Source organism: Halothiobacillus sp., from assembly GCF_027346185.1.
GTDB lineage: Bacteria > Pseudomonadota > Gammaproteobacteria > Halothiobacillales > Halothiobacillaceae > Halothiobacillus.
Genome location: NZ_DAIESY010000077.1, coordinates 1 through 19,020 on the forward strand (window position 1 = coordinate 1; position 19,020 = coordinate 19,020).

At 51.9% G+C, this 19,020-nt stretch carries 18 protein-coding genes and 4 tRNA genes; 6 read left to right on the forward strand and 16 right to left on the reverse strand.

Features of this window, described 5'->3' with window-relative positions; all coding sequences use genetic code 11:
- Window positions 1-142: 142 nt before the first annotated feature.
- Complete coding sequence (locus tag M7R55_RS06140) at window positions 143-592, forward strand: GGDEF domain-containing protein (RefSeq protein ID WP_298219444.1); 450 nt, start codon at window positions 143-145, stop codon at window positions 590-592.
- Window positions 593-665: 73 nt separating this feature from the next.
- On the opposite strand, the gene M7R55_RS06145 is transcribed toward M7R55_RS06140, so the two are convergent.
- The 5 genes from M7R55_RS06145 to M7R55_RS06165 form a co-directional block, all read right to left on the reverse strand.
- Window positions 666-741: transfer RNA gene (locus tag M7R55_RS06145), tRNA-Glu, on the reverse strand.
- Window positions 742-795: 54 nt separating this feature from the next.
- Window positions 796-871, reverse strand: a tRNA-Glu gene (locus M7R55_RS06150).
- A gap of 1 nt (window position 872) precedes the next feature.
- Window positions 873-949 (reverse strand) — tRNA-Arg (locus M7R55_RS06155).
- 1 nt (window position 950) lies between these two features.
- Window positions 951-1,026, reverse strand: a tRNA-Asn gene (locus M7R55_RS06160).
- 99 nt (window positions 1,027-1,125) lie between these two features.
- Window positions 1,126-1,635: a heme-binding protein gene (locus tag M7R55_RS06165; RefSeq protein WP_298219446.1), complete on the reverse strand. Its 510-nt coding sequence runs from the start codon at window positions 1,633-1,635 to the stop codon at window positions 1,126-1,128.
- 482 nt (window positions 1,636-2,117) lie between these two features.
- Between M7R55_RS06165 and M7R55_RS06170 the strand changes: the two genes are divergently transcribed.
- From M7R55_RS06170 to M7R55_RS06190, 5 genes are all read left to right on the forward strand, one after another.
- Window positions 2,118-2,459: a PilZ domain-containing protein gene (locus M7R55_RS06170; RefSeq protein ID WP_298219447.1), complete on the forward strand. Its 342-nt coding sequence runs from the start codon at window positions 2,118-2,120 to the stop codon at window positions 2,457-2,459.
- Window positions 2,460-2,683: 224 nt separating this feature from the next.
- A complete protein-coding gene (locus M7R55_RS06175; protein ID WP_298219449.1) occupies window positions 2,684-4,243 on the forward strand; it encodes a glycosyltransferase family 39 protein in 1,560 nt (519 codons plus the stop codon).
- A gap of 41 nt (window positions 4,244-4,284) precedes the next feature.
- Window positions 4,285-4,767 carry a DsrE family protein gene (locus tag M7R55_RS06180; RefSeq protein WP_298219451.1) on the forward strand — a complete coding sequence of 161 codons (483 nt, stop codon included), beginning with the start codon at window positions 4,285-4,287 and terminating at the stop codon, window positions 4,765-4,767.
- Between the two features lie 37 nt (window positions 4,768-4,804).
- Window positions 4,805-5,848, forward strand: a complete 1,044-nt coding sequence (gene pyrC, locus M7R55_RS06185) for a dihydroorotase (protein WP_298219453.1) — start codon at window positions 4,805-4,807, stop codon at window positions 5,846-5,848.
- Window positions 5,845-6,933: a tRNA pseudouridine(13) synthase TruD gene (locus M7R55_RS06190; RefSeq protein WP_298219455.1), complete on the forward strand. Its 1,089-nt coding sequence runs from the start codon at window positions 5,845-5,847 to the stop codon at window positions 6,931-6,933. Before pyrC ends, M7R55_RS06190 begins: the two co-directional genes overlap by 4 nt.
- Here M7R55_RS06190 and grxD read toward each other — a convergent pair.
- The 11 genes from grxD to trpB all read right to left on the reverse strand — a co-directional run.
- The gene (grxD, locus tag M7R55_RS06195; RefSeq protein WP_298219457.1) at window positions 6,924-7,259 is read right to left on the reverse strand and encodes a Grx4 family monothiol glutaredoxin; all 336 of its coding nucleotides are present in this window, start codon (window positions 7,257-7,259) and stop codon (window positions 6,924-6,926) included. The two genes, M7R55_RS06190 and grxD, sit on opposite strands and share 10 nt — an antisense overlap.
- 59 nt (window positions 7,260-7,318) lie before the next feature.
- Window positions 7,319-8,947: a diguanylate cyclase gene (locus M7R55_RS06200; protein WP_298219458.1), complete on the reverse strand. Its 1,629-nt coding sequence runs from the start codon at window positions 8,945-8,947 to the stop codon at window positions 7,319-7,321.
- 343 nt (window positions 8,948-9,290) lie between these two features.
- On the reverse strand, window positions 9,291-11,162 hold the full coding sequence (gene ilvD, locus M7R55_RS06205; protein WP_298219460.1) for a dihydroxy-acid dehydratase: 1,872 nt from the start codon (window positions 11,160-11,162) through the stop codon (window positions 9,291-9,293).
- A 109-nt stretch (window positions 11,163-11,271) separates the two neighbouring features.
- Entirely contained in the window at window positions 11,272-11,772 is a 501-nt protein-coding gene (locus M7R55_RS06210) for a L,D-transpeptidase (protein ID WP_298219473.1), read from the reverse strand.
- 151 nt (window positions 11,773-11,923) lie between these two features.
- On the reverse strand, window positions 11,924-13,444 hold the full coding sequence (gene purF / locus M7R55_RS06215) for an amidophosphoribosyltransferase (RefSeq protein WP_298219462.1): 1,521 nt from the start codon (window positions 13,442-13,444) through the stop codon (window positions 11,924-11,926).
- A 58-nt stretch (window positions 13,445-13,502) separates the two neighbouring features.
- Window positions 13,503-13,991 (reverse strand): CvpA family protein, encoded by a 489-nt coding sequence (locus M7R55_RS06220; protein WP_298219463.1) that lies wholly within the window; start codon window positions 13,989-13,991, stop codon window positions 13,503-13,505.
- Window positions 13,992-14,034: 43 nt separating this feature from the next.
- A complete protein-coding gene (locus M7R55_RS06225; RefSeq protein ID WP_298219464.1) occupies window positions 14,035-14,769 on the reverse strand; it encodes an SPOR domain-containing protein in 735 nt (244 codons plus the stop codon).
- The gene (locus M7R55_RS06230; protein ID WP_298219465.1) at window positions 14,762-16,051 is read right to left on the reverse strand and encodes a folylpolyglutamate synthase/dihydrofolate synthase family protein; all 1,290 of its coding nucleotides are present in this window, start codon (window positions 16,049-16,051) and stop codon (window positions 14,762-14,764) included. The genes M7R55_RS06225 and M7R55_RS06230 overlap by 8 nt, the downstream gene beginning before the upstream one ends.
- An 11-nt stretch (window positions 16,052-16,062) precedes the next feature.
- Window positions 16,063-16,935, reverse strand: coding sequence for an acetyl-CoA carboxylase, carboxyltransferase subunit beta (gene accD / locus M7R55_RS06235; protein ID WP_298219467.1), 873 nt, complete (start codon window positions 16,933-16,935; stop codon window positions 16,063-16,065).
- A gap of 39 nt (window positions 16,936-16,974) precedes the next feature.
- Window positions 16,975-17,805: a tryptophan synthase subunit alpha gene (trpA, locus tag M7R55_RS06240; RefSeq protein ID WP_298219469.1), complete on the reverse strand. Its 831-nt coding sequence runs from the start codon at window positions 17,803-17,805 to the stop codon at window positions 16,975-16,977.
- On the reverse strand, window positions 17,802-19,020 hold a 1,219-nt coding region (gene trpB, locus M7R55_RS06245; RefSeq protein ID WP_298219471.1), incomplete at its 5' end, for a tryptophan synthase subunit beta. The genes trpA and trpB, both read right to left, overlap by 4 nt.

Below are 19,020 nucleotides of genomic sequence, written 5' to 3' on the forward strand. Positions count from 1 at the left end.
GCCCAGTATGTCTTGCGGCGTGCGGCAGCCTTTCAGAAGCTCGTCGAGCAGGGCATCGGTCTTCTTCTGGGTAATGGTCATTGGTTCTCCTCCTTCTCGTTAGTCGCAGATAACCAGTTACACAGTTATTTGTACACCCTCATTGCTTGAGACATTCAACAAAACGGTAAAGCAGCAATCCAATGCCAAAGTCGAATTGTCCTTGCTTGTTATTGACTTGGACTTTTTCAAACGAATCAATGACCTGTATGGGCACCTCGAAGGTGATGAGGTGCTTCGCATCGCAGGTTCTCTCATACTCAAGTCCCTCCCTGAGGATGCGGTGGCTTTTCGCTGGGGCGGAGAAGAATTTCTTGCTGCTTTGCTTGGAACCTCTCTGGCAGAAGCAAGAGAAAGGGCCGAGAAGATTCGGCAAGCATTTGTGAACAGGGAATGGCTACCTGGTCTTAAAGGCGAGTGTGTCACCGCGAGTATTGGCATCGCCCACTACCCGAAAGAGGCGAGCCAGTTGATCGAGTTGATCGCCGTAGCGGATAAAGCCGTCTATCTGGCTAAGCGCCTGGGCAGGAATCGTGTCGAATCTCACATATAAGAGCGCAAGCTTATATATATAAAAAAACACCAACCGGAAGGAGGGTGTTCAATCATCAATATCTGAAAGTAATTGGCGTCCCCACGGGGATTCGAACCCCGGTTACCGCCGTGAAAGGGCGATGTCCTAGGCCTCTAGACGATGGGGACAAAAACAGGAAAATAGCCCTCCGTTTCGTGAGGCATGAAACGAAAAGCAGGAATTGGCGTCCCCACGGGGATTCGAACCCCGGTTACCGCCGTGAAAGGGCGATGTCCTAGGCCTCTAGACGATGGGGACATGGTGCGCCCGGAAGGATTCGAACCTCCGACCCTCTGGTTCGTAGCCAGATACTCTATCCAACTGAGCTACGGGCGCTTGGCTCCCTGAGCAGGACTCGAACCTGCGACCCAATGATTAACAGTCATTTGCTCTACCAACTGAGCTATCAGGGAATACGTCTTGCAACGTGGAGCGGCATATTAAAGATGAAGGTGGGTGTCGTCAAGGCCAAAAATCATCTTTTTTACCGCCAAGCCTCATTCTGTTGCGGCTTACATCAATTCAAGCTCAGACTCAACTACTTTGGCGCCGGCGCGCGCGCATTCTTCATCCGTTTTGCCTGAAGGGGCGCCAGACACCCCGATTGACCCGTAAACTTGACCACCAGCCTCGATTGGCACTCCACCCGCGCCGAAGAACAGCCCTGGAACACGCCCAAGTGCGCCATCGCCACGATCACCCAGAGCGGAAGTGGCGGATGTGAAAGAAATAGCTGTGTACGCTTTCATACGAGAAATCGTCAGAGTGAGATCGGGGGCAAGCACATCACGCAAGACGACCTGAGGGTTGCCGCTGCGATCCATGACCGTCACACCGATCTGTATACCCTTGGCGCGACACTCATGAATAGCGCCCTCGGCAGCCTTCAAGGCCATCTCCATTGACAAACGCTTGATGTTGATCGCCGATGGATCATCAGCGGCCATACTGGTTGATGCAAACACCCCCACCGCCAGACTCAAACCAACAGCGGACAGTTGCTTATTCAAAGATGATTTCATGGGAACTCCTCAAGGGGTTTAAACTTATTATCTATTCACTACTTCTAATTCAGCTCGTCCTTTTGCTATACGGGCGAGAATGATTCTCACCACCACCAGGCACGGATGCCTCATCTTCCAGCTAGAACACAGATCACTGTATTGTCGACTGCTGAATAAAGCAAAAATGATCGTGATTTTCAAATTCTGTTCGTATTTAGCGCCTCTGCTCACAATTGAAACTTGTTCAGATTGGAAGCCCTCGCGAATGTATTTCATACAATCAGCAGATTACTGGAGCCAGCAGGTGTCCAAGTGCGAATGAGTCGTGTGCGAACGAAAGGGTAGGATTGAACTGATCTGATCAGATGCAATCTCCACGCTAAAAGATTTTTTAGGTTACAGGTCAGGTAAGCGGTATGAAAATTGGCGAAATTTTCGTTCTAAGTTGCTGTTAGAATGCTGCGATTAATTCAGTCAAGCTAATACGAGGTGAGAAAAGGATGGCACTTGGCGGAGGCATGATTCATCACAACATTCCTGACAAGGATACGTTGTACCGTTCTTATATGCCGTTCATAAAGAATGGCGGCTTGTTTATTCCCGGCTACACTCAGCATGAGTTGGGAAAAGAGCTTTTTTTAACACTGACACTGATGGGACAGCCAGAGCGGATCGCATTGGCAGTTAAAGTCGTATGGCTAACCCCCGATAGTGCCCAAGGTGGCAAGACGGCAGGAATCGGAGTGCAATTTAGCCCGATGGATAAGGGGCAAACACGTGCAAAGATCGAAACCTACCTCGCTGGCGCACTAGATAAGGACACCCCTACCTCTACGATATAACGTAAAAAACTTTTCCGACTCGCAGCAACCCCAATGGCTTCTGACAAAGTATCCGGGCCTATGTCAAATTTTGTGTAATTACGGCCACCAGACAATCTCACCGCCAACTTCGTAGTTGCCAGTGCTCAATATCGTAGGCCAAACGCGCACTGTATCGCGCCAAGCGAAATGAGACCAACGAAATTGAAATCTCTCATACACCGAATCACAACAAATACAAACCCATGACTCAACACCGCTACGCACATTTGCTCATACTGGGTTTGGCCGTTTTCATCGGATTCTATGGCTATATCTGGTCCATGCCGTTATTCGATCTGGATGAGGGCGCATTCACAACGGCCACGCGTGAAATGTTTTTGCGGCATGACTTCATCACGCCTTACCTCAATTCGGTGCCCCGATTCGATAAACCCATTCTGATCTACTGGCTTCAAGCCATCCCCGCGTATTTATTCGGTTTTAACGAATTTGCCTTCCGCCTTCCCTCTGCGTTGGCTTCTACGGCTTGGGTATATTTGATTTACCGCTTCATGACTGAAGTAACTGATTCGCAAAAGGCTTTCTACGCCGCGCTTATCGCGTCAACGAGCCTGATGACAACGGTGGTGGGCAAGGCGGCTATTGCGGATGCAGTTTTGATCCTGTTCGTCACATGGGCCATGTTTGCAATTTTTCGCCATTGGCAAACCGAACGCGCAGCCTATATACGCTGGGCCTACCTCGCCATGGCGCTGGGTTTTTTGACCAAGGGGCCTGTCGCGGTTGTTATCCCGGGCGCGGTAAGCCTTCTGTTCTACCTTTCTACCGGTAAATGGTCGTCCTGGTGGCGCGCGGTGCTGGACTGGCGCGGTCTTGTCATCTTCCTGCTTGTTGCCTTGCCTTGGTATGTGCTTGAATACATAAGGGAAGGGCAGGCATTCATCGAAGGTTTTTTCCTCAAGAACAACGTGGGCAGATTCAATGCGCCCATGGAAGGGCATTCCGGTGGCTTCTGGTACTACCCGGTCGTTACGTTCATTGCGCTGCTTCCGTTCACCAGCCTGGTTGTGGTGGCCATCCGGCGCGGGGCGGGCGATTTGCGTTCATTTTGGGGTAAGCCTGAAAACGACCAAAAAGCACTGATCCGATTCGGCTGGATTTGGTTTCTGTTTGTCCTGATTCTATTTTCCTTTTCTGGAACCAAACTGCCTCACTACCTGAATTACGGACTGATCGGTTTGATCATGATCATGGCTGTGTATTTCCCCACGATTCACAATCGCTGGGCACATGCCTTGCCTGCCTGGTTATTTTTTGCTGTTTTGCTGGCACTGCCTTCGCTACTTGACGTGTTTTTCAACAAAATCAATCCCCCTTATGTTCAGGACATGCTGGCAGATAGAGCGCAATATTTTGGCTGGTCCTGGTATCTCCCCTTGGTTTTGTTTCTGATTCTGTCTATTGTCATGGTGTTCCAGAAACGCCGGTCGGCAGCGGCCATCATGATTCCGCTTGCTTTGTCCTTTTCGTGGATCGCCAATGCACAACTTTTACCGATTGTGGCTTCACTACAGCAAGGCCCGATTCGCGCGGCTGGTTTAATCGCACGGGGCCTTCCGGGTGACGCTGTTATGTACAAGATGAATACCCCAAGTTTTGGTGTATACGCGGGCAAAATTCTTAAGCGAAATCAACCTGTTGCGGGCGATTTGGTATTGACGCGGGTTGTCGATTTGGCCCAATTGCCAGGTGCGAAGGTGCTTTTTGAACAGGGCGGTGTGGCCCTGGTTCGAATGCGCTAAGATTAAAAAACAAGTCAGAATGAAGTATCAGGAGTGTCAGTATGTCGGATATTCTTAAAAATCGTCGTCAGTTCATCACGGCGATGGCAGGTGCCAGTTCATTGGCCCTCGGCGTGAAAAGCGCACAGGCGGCTGATGAATTGAGTTTTCCCGGAGACAAGCCCCAGCACCATCTTGTCTTTCAGTTGAATCAGGACGATACCGAGTACCAGACCCATATCCTCAATTCCATGAGTGCGCTGCTCACCGAGTTTGGCGGGAACATTCAGTTGGCCGTAGTTGCTTTTTCCAAGGGCATCCACATTCTGGCCAAAGATCCGAAACGCCCGGTGGACAAGCTGATTTACGAACGGGTACAGGGCTTCTCAGAGAACTATGGCGTGCAATTTGTAGCCTGTGGCAACACCATGCACACCGTCGGCTACAAGGATAGCGATATGCGCTCCTTCGCCAAGATTCGCCAGGTCGGTGCCGCTGCACTGATGGAGTATCAGGAGCAAGGCTGGGCGTACATTGCATGGTAAATGGCCCACTTATTTTCTTTAAGACCGAAGCTCCCTTATGAATGAACTTGTGATCCGGCAACCGGACGATTGGCATGTACATCTGCGCGATGGTGCAATGCTTAAAGCTGTCGCAGCATTTACCGCAAAACAATGCCATCGGGCAATCATTATGCCTAATCTGTTTCCGCCCGTGACAACCGTGGCCGAGGCTCTGGCCTATCGAGATCACATCCTGGCTGCCATTCCGGAAGGAATATGTTTCGAGCCGTTGATGACGCTGTATCTCACCGAGCAGACAACCGTTGAGGAACTGGCCGCAGCCGCTGCCTGCCCTTATATTCATGCCGTCAAATTGTATCCGGCAGGGGCGACAACCAACTCGGATCGAGGTGTGCGTGATCCATTAAGCATCGATCACCTGTTGGGTGAATTGGCTCGTTCCGGTTTGCCCTTGCTGGTTCATGGCGAAGTGGTTGATCCGAACATCGATATTTTCGATCGTGAAGCGGTGTTCATAGACCGTGTACTCACGCCCATTCTGAATCGATTCCCTGATTTGCGACTGGTAATGGAGCACATCACGACAACGCAGGCGGTCGACTTCGTCATGAGCCAATCGGAGCGGGTCGCGGCCACCATCACGGCACATCATTTGCTGTACAACCGCAATGCCATGCTTGCCGGCGGCATCCGGCCACACTATTACTGCTTGCCCATCCTCAAGCGCGAAACGCATCGGCAATCCTTGCTGAATGCCGCCACATCAGGCAATCCAAAATTCTTCATGGGCACCGATACGGCGCCACACACGCAATCTAGCAAGGAATCTGCCTGTGGTTGTGCCGGTGCATTTACCGGTTACGCTGCCCTAGAATTGTACGCCGAAGCATTTGATGAAGTTGGCAAATTGGATCAACTGGAGGCCTTTACCAGCCTGAACGGCCCGCTTTTTTACCAGCTGCCCATTAATGAAAAACGCGTACGGCTGACGCGAACCAAAACACAAGTGCCCGAAAGCTTTCCTGTAGATGACAATCAGCGCCTTGTGCCTTTACGCGCGGGTGAGTCAATCGCCTGGCGGTTCGAGCTGCTCGAATGAGTATCAGCTCCGGGCCACTGAATCAGTTGTCGTATCGCGGTGCTCCGCCCATTCTGAAAGGGCAGTTGAAACAGTCTCCAGCAGACTTCCGCGTTGATGAAATCCTCGGATTTGAACCGGATGGAGAAGGCACTCACGGTCTGTTTCTGATCGAGAAAACTGGAATAACCACGGGTCATATGCTGGGGCTACTGTCCAAATTGTCCGGTGTGGCTGAGAGAGACATCGGTTTTTGCGGCATGAAGGACAAACTCGCGGTTACCACTCAGTGGGTAAGCCTGCCTTTGGCGGCATCCCATTCATCAGAGAATCCGCCGGACTGGATCGATGCATTACCAGATCACGTGGTGGTACTTCGCTGGAACCTGCATCGCAAGAAGTTGCGCCGTGGTAATCATAGAGGCAACCGTTTTTCGATAACGATTCGCAATGTGATCGGTGATGACCCGGAATTTGTGCAACGGCTGGACAGGTTAGAAGAGCAAGGTTTTCCCAACTACTTTGCCGAGCAGCGATTCGGGCACGCTGGCGGCAACTATGCGTTGCTCGAAAAGCTGGGACGATTATCGAACGCCCGTTCAATCAGTCGCGCTGATCGAAACTGGGGCATTTCGACGCTCAGAGCTGAAATCTTCAACCGTGTCTTGTCCGATCGTCTGTCCCGGAGTACGGAAGCCACCGCGGAATCTGGGGATCTGGCTCGCCTTGCGGGCACGAATAGTTGGTTTTTAGTTGCTGATGAAGAATTGAACAACGCGCAGCAACGAATTGATATTAAAGATATTTGGCTCACGGGGCCACTTTGGGGCGAGGGGGCGAGTCCTGCCGGCGAGTGTGTTCAGGCCGAGGAAAACCGAATTGCGGCGGAGGTTTTGTCGCGTTATGGCGCTGAAAACTGGTCAAGCCATTTGCATGACTGGCGTGTTGATCATGATCGACGCGCTTTGATGGCACCGGTAACCGGTTTGCAGTGTGAAGAAAAGACAGAGGAGGGCGGCCGCATCCTCAATCTGTCGTTTGAATTGGAATCAGGAAGTTATGCGACCGCTTTGCTTCGGGAGATTATCGAACTAACTCAGACCTGATTGCCTTCTTGAGCTTTAACGGCAGCTTCAACCAGAGGTTGCAACTCCCCACGTTCGAACATTTCCAACGTAATGTCGCAACCACCAATGAGTTCGCCATTCACATAAACTTGCGGAAATGTAGGCCAATCGCGGTAACGGGGAAGGTTTTCAAAGATCTCCGGGTCAGCCAATACATTGACATAGCCAAATGGCACCTGACAGGCCTTTAACGCTTCAGCCGTGCGGCTGGAGAAACCGCAGCTTGGAAACTGCGGCGTGCCTTTCATAAAAATAATAACGGGATTTTGTTTAACGAATTGGTCAATACGCTCAAGAACGTCCATAGATACCTCGGTGTGAAAATTTCTAAACATTGTAGACCCATGATAGGGACATTGCGAATTCAGTCGGACGCTAAGGGAGACGTGCCAAGCGCCTCTTCGCTACAAACAACCCGATTTCTACCATTTGCTTTGGCCACGTACAAATGCTGATCAGCCGCTTCAATCAAAGATGTCAGGTCAAGAAAGCGTGGAAAACTCGCGATACCGGCACTGAACGTGCAGAACAGGTTGCTGCCGTTCTCTGTAAGCGTGCCTGACTGACCGAATTGCACTCTAAGCCGATTGATCAAATGCGCGGCTGTTTGCTCGTCTGTGTTTGGCAGGGTGACCATAAATTCTTCGCCACCATAGCGCCCGACGCCATCGTACCGACGCAGCCGCGTATTCAATAGATTCGATAGCTTTCTGATGACGATGTCGCCCGCTTGGTGGCCATAGGTATCGTTCACGTTCTTGAAATGATCGATATCAATCAGAACAACAGACAACTGCTGATTCTGGCGGTTAGCGCGATCGATTTCAGCCTCGACCAGATCCTTGATGGCGTTGTGGTTCAGCAAACCGGTCAGAGAATCGCTGCGCTTTTCAGCCATTGACTGGCGATAGCGCAAAGCCCGGTAACGCACCATCTTAAGCAGATCGTCGATCGCAATCGTTTTATTCAGGAAATCGTCACCGCCTTGAATCTTGGCGTTCATGCGTCGGCGATCATTTTCCTCGGTCGACATGAATAAAATCGGCACATCCCGCAAACGAGGGTGCTCTCGGAAAATCTTCGCCAAATCAATTCCATCGATATCGGGCATATAGAGATCAAGCAGGATGATATCCGGCTGCATCTCCACGGCGCTGCGGTAGGCCTGTTCGGGCTTCGTTTCAAAACGGAAATTGATGTTTTGCATCTGAAAGTGCTTGCCCCAATAGACACCGGCCGTCACCATGTCATCCACCATAAGCACTTTCAGTGGTTTATTTTCTTCATCCAAAATACGAGAAGACTGCAATAAAGTATTGAGACGGCACACATCAAGTGGTTCTGTAAGGAAATGTGAGACTCCAGCCTTGGCGGCTGTGGCACGGATCTGAAAAGAGTCTTTGCTAGAAATCAGGAGCGATGTCTTATGCCGAAGTTCATTCTCGATCAACTCAAAGGGGATATCTAGGCTGGCTACAGACTCATCACCCTGGACCAAGAGCATGATCAATTCAGCCTCAGCTGCAAGCGCTTTTATCTTGTCATACTCAAGGGCTTGGGCATTGATTGTCCTGGGCGCAAACCCAGATCGAGACAAGGCATCTCTCAACACATCAGAAGGTTCCTGAGCACTGATAATCAATGCAACGGGCAGGGCATCCTTATGAGAAATAAGGAGCATGTTCTTGATAATCCGATCAATGTACCGAATCAGTCGAATCAGACGACTGAAATCCTCAGCGGGCGCAATCAATTCCTGCTGGATGGCGTGCAAAAGGCGATCCAATGCATTTGCCAACTGCGGCTGACGAAATCGACGCGCATCAATGAGCATGTTCTCAGTCTGAGCCAGCAAATCCACAAGACGGGTTTTGCGATGAGTAGAGGAATGGGAGAGAACGGACTCCATTGAAGCTACCGCGAGCTCCCAATTCACTGGCTGGTCTTCCAGTCCCTCTGATGAGGTTCTATGGTCGAATGAAAGCATGTCCATCGTTGTCACCAATCCTTGACATAAGTTCAGCTCTAAATTTTCTACGATAACCATGGTTTGGAAACAGTAGCTGCAATCATTATTACTATCTAACGGGTACTGAATCGTGTTGTTCAGTTAGAGGAGAAGTTTACTTCGAAACATCGGAACGGAGTATGGTGATAATTAAAACCCTACAAGAGGTGCAGCAAACCTCATCAACTATATTTAACATAATATCTATTATGCGAAGTAGGAATATAACCTAAGCACAGCATAGGTTTCTGAATCCTGCATCCTGCATCCTGGGCGGTCTTGGGTGAATGTACTCGATGTTCACCAACCCACTAACCGCTCTCAAGCATTAGAAATTCGAATGCACTTTGCTTGTAATCTGATCCAGGTCACGAACTGCACCTCGATCGGCCGATGTGGTCATCAGTGCGTACGCTTTCAGCGCCTGACTGACAATCCGATTGCGGTGAACGGGATGCCATGCCAGTTCGCCGCGCTCATGCATTTTAATTCTGCGCGTAGCCAGTTCCGATTCATCCAACGCAACATGGATACTACGGTTGGGGATATCAATCACGATGACATCACCTTCTTCTACGAGTGCAATATCGCCGCCTGCCGCAGCTTCGGGTGAAGCATGGCCAATTGACAGTCCAGACGTACCCCCAGAAAATCGTCCGTCAGTGAGCAAAGCGCATTGTTTGCCAAGACCTTTGGACTTGAGGTAGCTGGTTGGGTAAAGCATTTCTTGCATTCCCGGGCCACCTTTGGGGCCTTCATAACGGATAACCACCACATCACCGGCAACAATCTGATCTCCGAGGATCGCTTCAACAGCGGATTCCTGAGATTCGAACACACGAGCGCGTCCGGTGAATTGCCAAATCGACTCATCAACACCCGCCGTTTTGACGATGCAGCCATCACGGGCAATATTCCCGAACAGGACAGCCAGACCGCCTTCCCGACTATAGGCGTGCTCAATGCTGCGGATGCAACCCTTTTGACGATCTTCGTCCAGACTGGGCCAGCGTGTAACCTGGGAGAATGCCGTTTGCGTGGGAATACCCGCAGGTCCCGCTGCATAAAATGTCTTAACCGAGTCTTTTGCCGACGGACGTTTGATATCCCAATCATCCAACGCTGCGGCCATACTCGCGCTGTGTACCGTAGGCAGATCACTATTGAGCAGGCCAGCGCGGTCCAACTCACCAAGAATACCCATGACGCCACCGGCACGATGCACATCTTCCATATGATATTGCGGCGTACTGGGGGCAACTTTGCACAAATTTGGAATGCGACGACTCATCCGGTCGATATCACTCATGGTGAATTCAACTTTTGCCTCATGTGCGGCTGCCAATAGGTGCAAGACAGTATTCGTCGATCCGCCCATGGCGATATCAAGCGCCATGGCGTTTTCGAATGCACCGAAACTGGCAATCGAGCGAGGCAAAACCGACTCGTCATCCTGTTCATAATATCGACGGGCAAGTTCGACAATCAGGCGCCCTGCCCCCAGGAACAGTTCTTTTCTGTCCGCATGGGTGGCCAGTAGTGAGCCATTACCGGGAAGTGACAACCCCAAAGCTTCAGTCAAGCAATTCATGGAGTTGGCAGTGAACATGCCGGAACACGAACCGCAAGTTGGGCAGGCGGAACGTTCAATGGCTTCTACATCCGCATCGCTCACAGAATCGTCGGCGGCCTGAACCATCGCATCGACCAGATCCAGCTTGACTATTTCTCCAGCCAAACTGGTTTTACCCGCTTCCATCGGGCCCCCCGAAACGAAGACAACGGGGATATTCAGACGCAATGCCGCATTGAGCATGCCCGGTGTGATTTTGTCGCAGTTTGAAATACAGACCAGCGCATCGGCGCAGTGCGCATTGACCATATACTCGACCGAATCGGCAATCAGATCGCGGGATGGCAGGCTGTAGAGCATGCCGCCGTGCCCCATGGCTATTCCATCATCTACCGCAATCGTGTTGAATTCCTTGGCTACACCGCCCGCTTTTTCAATTTCACGCGCAACCAGTTGCCCCATGTCTTTCAGATGCACGTGTCCCGGAACGAACTGAGTAAACGAATTGGCAACGGCAATAATCGGTTTGCCGAAATCGCCTTCTTTCATGCCGGTGGCGCGCCACAGAGCGCGAGCGCCAGCCATATTGCGGCCATGCGTTGTCGTACGGGAACGGTAAGCGGGCATGGATTCCTCCTGGGAATAAATTGGTTTATATAAGAAATCCCTGATTTAATTTGAGATTCCGTTTTTGATTTTTGCCCTCTGAAAATTCTAGGACGGAATTATTCAGAGCTTACTTAACAATATCGACCAGTGTGCCGACCGGAACCTGATTGAACAATTCAATCACTTGTGTGTTGTTCATACGAATGCAACCATGAGACTCGGGTTGTCCGATCAACCCTTCCTCCGGTGTACCGTGAATATAAATATAGCGCGCATGCGAGTCCACACCCTTTCCTTCGTTGATGCCTGGCTGCAAACCCTGTAGCCACATGATGCGCGTGGTCACATCATCGCCATCGCCCTTGATGGGCTTGGTTTGAATGTCTGCCAACTGACCTGTTGGCTGCCGCGCCTTGAATATCATGCCGATGGGCTCGCCATCTCCAAATTTTTCGGCAATTCGATGGAGCCCCAGTGGGGTTCGGTTGCTGCCCGCTGCAGACCCGACACCGATAGCAGAGGTCGAAACGGGAAATTCCAACTTAAGCTGATTGCGTTCGAACAGATATAACCTTTGATCTGATGCATCAATGATGATGAAAGGCGCATCCGCTGCCCCACTGCTCATCAGCAGACCATGCACATGGTTTTGTGCCGTAACAACAGAAGTGGGAACAACTGTGGTACTTGGATTCATTGCCTTAGCCTGTGCGTCGAAGCCAGCGGTTAATAGAAGAAAACCCGCAAGCAACACGCGTTGCAGCGCACGACTAAACCGATCACTGAACATTGTATAAACCTACGGCAACAATATCTCTGGATTTCTGGCTCGTTGGATTCTTGGAATGATCATTTCGACGGCTGGACAGTAAATCAAGATAGTTCTGATCGATATCGCCGGTGATGTAATCGCCGGTGAAGCAGGAGCAATCGAATGATTTCAATGAAGGATTGCCCGCTCGAACCGATTCGATCAGATCATCAAGATCTTGATAAATAAGATAATCTGCTCCAATAGCCTGGCGAATCTGTTCTATATCTCGATCATGGGCTACAAATTCACTGGCTGTCGGCATATCAATACCATAAACATTGGGGTATCGAACCGGCGGCGCAGCAGAGGCCAGATACACCTTGTTTGCACCCGCTTCGCGAGCCATGCGGATGATCTCGCTCGAGGTGGTACCGCGAACGATCGAATCATCGACAAGCAGCACATTTTTACCCCGGAACTCGAGATCGATGGCGTTGAGCTTCTGGCGGACGGAACGCTTGCGCATTTCCTGCCCCGGCATGATGAAGGTGCGCGCAATGTAACGATTCTTGACGAAACCTTCGCGATATTTGAGATTCAAGTTGAATGCAATTTCAAGGGCGGCAGTCCGGCTTGTATCGGGGATGGGAATCACGACATCGATATCGTGGTCTGGCCATTCGCGCAGGATTTTGGTTGCAAGTTTTTCCCCCATGCGCATCCGAGCGCGGTATACGGAGACGTCATCAATGATGGAATCCGGGCGGGCAAGATAAACAAATTCAAAAATGCACGGTGTGTATTGCGAGTGCGTTGCGCACTGTTTGAAACTCACCTCCCCTTCCGGGCTGATGAAGATCGCCTCACCGGGGGCCAGGTCGCGGACCAATTCAAAGTCGCTCGCTTCTATTGCGACTGACTCGGAAGCGATCATGTATTCGGTCTTTCCCGATTCATGCTTGCGTTGGCCATAACATACGGGGCGTATACCCCAAGGGTCACGGAACGCAAAAATACCGCGACCAGCAATCAGACCGATAACGGCATAAGCGCCCTTGGCACGACGGTGCACACTGCTAATAGCAGAAAACACATCTTCGACCTTTGGCTCGTCACCTGCTACCGCAGAGAGTTCATGCGCGAACACATTCAGCAGGACTTCAGAATCGGAGTTTGTATTGATATGCCGGTGATCGGTCTTTTGCACCGATGCCCGTAACTCGTCCACATTGGTTAAGTTACCGTTGTGGCCGAGTGCGATACCAAAAGGGGCATTCACATAAAACGGCTGCGCTTCAGCTGACGAATCACAACCTGCGGTCGGGTAGCGCACGTGTCCAATACCCATGTGTCCATGCAATTGACGCATGTGACGAGTGTGGAACACATCTTTAACGAGGCCGTTCTCCTTACGCAAAAAGAGCCGATCCGCTTCACAGGTTAAAATGCCAGCGGCGTCCTGCCCCCGATGCTGCAGCAGCGTCAAGCCATCAAACAACATCTGATTCACTGGACCATTGGCCACGATCCCGATAATGCCACACATGATTGATCAACCCCGATAGAAAAATTTAGCGTCAAGACACACGAATTAAATCAACTCGTTACGACTTAAAATGTTGTGCAATGTCGGTAGGCAGCAATGCCAGTATCCAGTCAGATACGATCTGGAATTGAGGAATAAGTACTGAAGACTGCCACCAGCTCTCCTTAGGAATAGCGGTTAAGTGGGCAAACAAAACCAGAATGGCAATGATGAAAACACCCCGAGCCAATCCAAAAACCATACCGACAGAGCGATCCGTGCCACTTAATCCCGTTTTATTGACCGCGGTAGATACCGCCCAGTTAATGATCCCGCCAATAATCAGCACCAGAACGAACAAGGCAAGAAAGGCAAGTGCCACTCGGGCGGAAGGAATATCCACTGCCTGCGGAATATAGGCAGAAGCAGGTTGAGAAAAGCCAAGCGCGACACCAAAAGCCGCAATCCAGGTCAACAAGGAAAGAACTTCCTTGACGAAACCACGTACCAGAGAGATCAGGGTGGAAACCAGTACGACGGCAACAATGACCCAATCAAGAACAACCATAAATTACCTATCCATTCAGAAAATCAGCTCAAAAGGCCGTAGACTACTTTGGCATCACTAAGCCATCACGACCCAGTTTTTCACGGAGCTGTGTGGTCGCCTTAACCGCCGAATCGCGGCTTGCGTATGGCCCGACCCGCACCCGCCATACCGTCCCCTTCTTGGCGAAGAGCGGGGTAATTTCCACCTTGAAACCTGATTCAGAAACGGATCGTGCCAATGCCCTGGCATTGAGCTCATCCGAGAAACTACCCAATTGGACTACCCACAATTGATTACCGGCAACCGCAGCGGGGCTTGGCGCCGCTGGTTTTTCGGTATTGGGCGCCGGTGTTTTGGCAACTGGCGTTGCCGGCACCACCTGTGCTGGGATCGTGGGCTTTTTGGCAGGATCGCCTTGAACAGATGCTTCTGGCGTTTGCTTTGTTGAGGTCGTCGCAGTCGATTCCGCAGAGGTCGCAGGAACCTTAGACGGCTGTTGTACTGCACCAGAGGATGCCTGTGTGTCCGCTGGCTTCGGCTCTGTCTCTGGAACAGGTGAAGCGGGCGGGTTTTCCAGAATCTGCTGCTGGGCAGGCGGTGGCGTAGGAATAGTAATTTGCGCAGGCTGAGAAATGGTGGGTGCTTTCGGCACGGGCTGCACACTGGGTGTTTTCAGTCCGCCACCATCCAGCCACAAAGGCAGAAGCAACACGGCCAGAGCCAGCACGACCAAACCACCCACAAGCCGTTGCCTGAGTCGATTCGTGGATTTGGGCTGTTGTTCATGTTCAGACAAGATGCGCACCTGATTGACTCAAAACGTGTCTTATGGCGCTTACGGTGTAAAACGAACCGAAAGCAATAATCTGATCGCCGACTGTACTGCGTGCGAAGGCGGCATTATACGCGCTTGTGATACTCGTTTCACGGATTAGGGGGTGATCGAGCGCGGATGACAGCCTGGCGACCGATGCACTGCGAACAGAATCGAGCCGTCCGAGATACCAGTCATCGAATTCTGGGCGACAAAGTGAGGCCATCGCTTCTATCGGCTTATCATCAAGCGCACCAAAAACGGCAAACCGTCTTGATGGCGTGGCCACGGCATGCAGGTTATCGAGCAGGACTCTGACAGACTCCAGATTGTGCGCCACATCGAGTATGACCAGACGACCTTCGTGCAACCATTGCTCAAACCGCCCCGGATTCTTTGCAGACCGAAGCCCTTCTTCAATCGAAGACGAGCTAATACCAAGGGGGCTTTCGGGATGTTGTAGCAAGGCAACAACCCCTGCCGCGTTATCAACCTGAGCACGACCGAACATACCCGGCCGCGGCCAGTACGAAGTGTGATTGCCCTGCCCTAGCCGCCATTCCGTGGCATCAGCTTCGACCATAAAGCCCGTTCCTCGAACGAGCAAAGGGCAACCGATGGCTCTCGCATGTTCGATAACGGACTCAACCGGGTCGGTATCGGCATAGACCGCTGCGCGCCCTGCTCGCAGCACACCCGCTTTCTCGTAGCCGATTTGTGAGCGTGTATCGCCCAAATAAGCTTGATGGTCGAGTCCTATGTTTGTAATCAATGCAAGATCAGCATCCAGAATATTGACCGCATCAAGACGCCCGCCCAGACCAACCTCCAGTATCCATATATTTAGATTCACGGAGCAGAACGCAAGGAAGGCGGCCAGTGTGGCCCACTCGTAGTAGGTAAGCGCCTCGGAACCCTCCGTGGCTGCGAGCTGGTGCATGGCGTCAACCAGTTGATGGTCTGTTATGTCTGCACCCATGAGGCGGATGCGCTCGTTGAAGCGCTCGATATGCGGAGATGTGTACGCGCCGACGCGATAGCCTTCCGCCAGCAAAATGGCTTCGAGCAGGGCAACGGAAGAACCTTTGCCATTCGTGCCGGCGACGGTTATCACCTTCGGCACAGCCAGCTTGCCTTCCTGTTTGAGGGTTCGCCAGACTTCGGCGACCCGATCGAGCCCCAGCTCGATCCGTGTGGGATTTCTCGCCTCAAGCCACGACAACCACTCAGCTAAAGGCGCCTTTGGGGCGGGGGCAGGATTCACTGATGATGACGTCAGGCTTTCGCGACTGGCGCGTCACGATGCTGCATGATGGCGACCAGATCAGCGATTTTTTCCTTGAGTTGCTGCCTTGGAACGATCAGGTCGATCGCACCGTGCGCCAGCAGGAACTCGCTGCGCTGGAATCCGTCAGGCAGTTTTTCACGCACGGTTTGTGCAATAACCCGCGGTCCTGCGAAACCAATCAGTGCGTTCGGTTCGGCGATTTGAATGTCGCCCAGCATCGCCAGGGATGCGGAAACGCCACCCATGGTCGGGTCGGTCAATACCACGATATAGGGCAAACCTTCCTTGCTGAGCCGGGTCAGTGCTGCCGAAGTTTTTGCCATCTGCATCAATGAAAACAGCGCTTCCTGCATTCGTGCGCCACCGGAGGCTGTAAAGCACACAAGCGCAGTTTTTTGCTCGATTGCAGTCTGAACAGCCCGGACGAATTTTTCGCCAACCACAGAACCCATCGATCCACCCATGAAGGCGAAATTGAATCCAGCTACCACAACGGGCAATTCATTCAGCCGACCGCGCATCACAATCAGCGCGTCCTGCTCTCCGGTCGCTTTCTGGCTGGCAGAGATACGCTCGCGATATTTTTTCTGATCACGGAATTTGAGCATATCCACAGGAGAGATATTGGCGAACAGCTCTTCTCGTCCCGCTTCGTCCAGAAAATGATCCAGACGTTCACGCATCGGAATCCGCATATGATGTCCGCATTTAGGGCATACCTGCTGGTTCCGCTTGAGCTCATCGCGGTACAGTACGGCATCACAGCCTTCACACTTGATCCATAGTCCTTCCGGTACACCGCGTTTTTCTGCGCTTTGGATACGAATACGTGATGGCAATAATTTTTCCAGCCAGCTCATAGTATTTGCCTCAAGTTCAGTCCATTCACCAAACTGTTGTTAATTCTGTGTTTTTTGATCAAGCGCAATCCGAACCTGCGCCATGAAGTCCTGGAGTTTCTGGCGTAGTGCGGCCCAATCATCCGTGTTGGCGCCGGCTGCGGAATCAGCGATCAATTGCACCAACGCGCTGCCAATAATCACGGCATCGGCCACTTTGCCGACAGCGGCAGCCGTTTCTGCATTTCTGATACCAAACCCAACGCCAACAGGAAGGCCGCAATCGCTGCGGATTTCCTGCAATCGACTGGCCAACGCATCGGTATCCAGGTTGCTGGCACCGGTTACACCCTTGAGTGAAACATAATAAATAAAGCCACTAGCCACTTTCGCGATGTGACGCACGCGTTCGGCATGGGTCGTCGGCGCAATCAGAAAAATGGGATCGATGCCAACAGCACGATAGGCCTTGGAAGCGGGCTCGGCTTCCTCTGGAGGCAAATCGACTGTCAACACGCCATCGAGCCCCGCCGCTTGTGCCAGTTGGGCAAAACGATCCGCTCCCATGGCCTCAATGGGGTTCTGGTACCCCATCAGAATGACCGGTGTCTTTAAATTGGTCTCGCGGAAAGATTTGACCATATCAAGGACATGGATCAGACCCACATGGTGCGCCAGTGCGCGCTCATGCGCTGCGGCGATCACCGGGCCATCGGCCATCGGGTCGGAGAACGGGACACCGAGCTCGATCATGTCAGCACCGCCTTCGACCAAGGCATGCATGATACCAACCGTGGCATCAGGATGAGGATCGCCCGCGGTTATGTACGGGATCAGAGCGGTACGGTTTTGCTGCCGCAGTTGTTCAAATAACGGACTGATACGGCTCATAGGTTGATCCCTTCCATCTTGGCCACGGTATTGATGTCTTTGTCGCCACGACCGGACAAATTCACCAGAATGATTTTGTCCTTGCCGTATTGGGGGGCAAGTTTTTTGGCATAAGCAAAGGCATGTGCAGATTCCAACGCTGGAATGATTCCCTCATAACGCATGACATCATGGAACGCACTCATGGCTTCGGCGTCTGTGATCGCGTCATAGGTTACACGCCCAAGATCCTTGAGCCAGCTGTGTTCCGGCCCCACGCCCGGATAATCCAAACCTGCAGAAATGGAGTGTGTACCGATGATTTGGCCATTCTCGTCTTCCATGAGATAGGTACGGTTGCCGTGCAGCACACCGGGGCGCCCCGCAGTCAACGGCGCCGCATGACGACCGGTTGCTACGCCATCACCTCCCGCTTCCGCACCATAAAGTGCCACATCCTTATCGTTGAGAAAGGCATGGAAGATACCGATGGCGTTCGAGCCGCCGCCAACACAAGCAACGACGGCGTCCGGCAAACGTCCGGTTTTCTCAAGCATCTGTGCACGCGCTTCTTTGCCGATAACTGACTGGAAATCCCGTACCATCTGCGGGTAGGGATGCGGTCCCGCGACGGTGCCGATGATGTAGAACGTGTCATCGACATTGGTGACCCAGTCACGCATCGCTTCGTTCAACGCATCTTTGAGCGTGCGTGTGCCGGATTCAACAGGAACTACTTTCGCACCCAGCAATTTCATACGAAAAACGTTGGGCTGCTGACGGGCGACGTCTTCTGCGCCCATATACACAACACACTCAAGGCCAAGGCGTGCAGCTACCGTCGCAGTAGCCACCCCATGCTGACCGGCACCGGTTTCTGCGATGATGCGCGTTTTGCCCAAGCGTTTGGCGAGCAATGCCTGACCGATGGCATTGTTTATCTTGTGCGCACCGGTGTGATTCAAGTCTTCTCGTTTCAACCAGATTTGCGCACCATAGGCTTCACTCATGCGTGCGGCGTAATACATTGCCGATGGGCGGCCAACGTAATCTCTCAAGTCGGTTTCAAATTCGCGAATGAACTCTGGATCGTTGCGAAATTTCGCATACGCATCCTGAAGTTCCTGAATCGCGTCCATCAACGTTTCCGCGACGTACTTGCCACCAAATTCACCAAAGCGGCCGTGCTCATCCGGGTATTGTGCGAAATTGAAGGTGGCTGCATCAAAGGCCGCT

What these genes read in the sequence shown, in the direction of transcription:
- ilvD (WP_298219460.1), bottom strand. Translation starts at nt 11,162, where the DNA reads ATGCCCGCTTACCGTTCCCGTACGACAACGCATGGCCGCAATATGGCT.
- M7R55_RS06175 (WP_298219449.1), top strand. Translation starts at nt 2,684, where the DNA reads ATGACTCAACACCGCTACGCACATTTGCTCATACTGGGTTTGGCCGTT.
- grxD (WP_298219457.1), bottom strand. Translation starts at nt 7,259, where the DNA reads ATGGACGTTCTTGAGCGTATTGACCAATTCGTTAAACAAAATCCCGTT.
- pyrC (WP_298219453.1), top strand. Translation starts at nt 4,805, where the DNA reads ATGAATGAACTTGTGATCCGGCAACCGGACGATTGGCATGTACATCTG.
- M7R55_RS06170 (WP_298219447.1), top strand. Translation starts at nt 2,118, where the DNA reads ATGGCACTTGGCGGAGGCATGATTCATCACAACATTCCTGACAAGGAT.
- M7R55_RS06200 (WP_298219458.1), bottom strand. Translation starts at nt 8,947, where the DNA reads ATGGACATGCTTTCATTCGACCATAGAACCTCATCAGAGGGACTGGAA.
- M7R55_RS06180 (WP_298219451.1), top strand. Translation starts at nt 4,285, where the DNA reads ATGTCGGATATTCTTAAAAATCGTCGTCAGTTCATCACGGCGATGGCA.
- purF (WP_298219462.1), bottom strand. Translation starts at nt 13,444, where the DNA reads ATGTGTGGCATTATCGGGATCGTGGCCAATGGTCCAGTGAATCAGATG.
- M7R55_RS06165 (WP_298219446.1), bottom strand. Translation starts at nt 1,635, where the DNA reads ATGAAATCATCTTTGAATAAGCAACTGTCCGCTGTTGGTTTGAGTCTG.
- M7R55_RS06220 (WP_298219463.1), bottom strand. Translation starts at nt 13,991, where the DNA reads ATGGTTGTTCTTGATTGGGTCATTGTTGCCGTCGTACTGGTTTCCACC.
- M7R55_RS06190 (WP_298219455.1), top strand. Translation starts at nt 5,845, where the DNA reads ATGAGTATCAGCTCCGGGCCACTGAATCAGTTGTCGTATCGCGGTGCT.
- M7R55_RS06210 (WP_298219473.1), bottom strand. Translation starts at nt 11,772, where the DNA reads ATGAGCAGTGGGGCAGCGGATGCGCCTTTCATCATCATTGATGCATCA.
- trpA (WP_298219469.1), bottom strand. Translation starts at nt 17,805, where the DNA reads ATGAGCCGTATCAGTCCGTTATTTGAACAACTGCGGCAGCAAAACCGT.
- accD (WP_298219467.1), bottom strand. Translation starts at nt 16,935, where the DNA reads ATGAGCTGGCTGGAAAAATTATTGCCATCACGTATTCGTATCCAAAGC.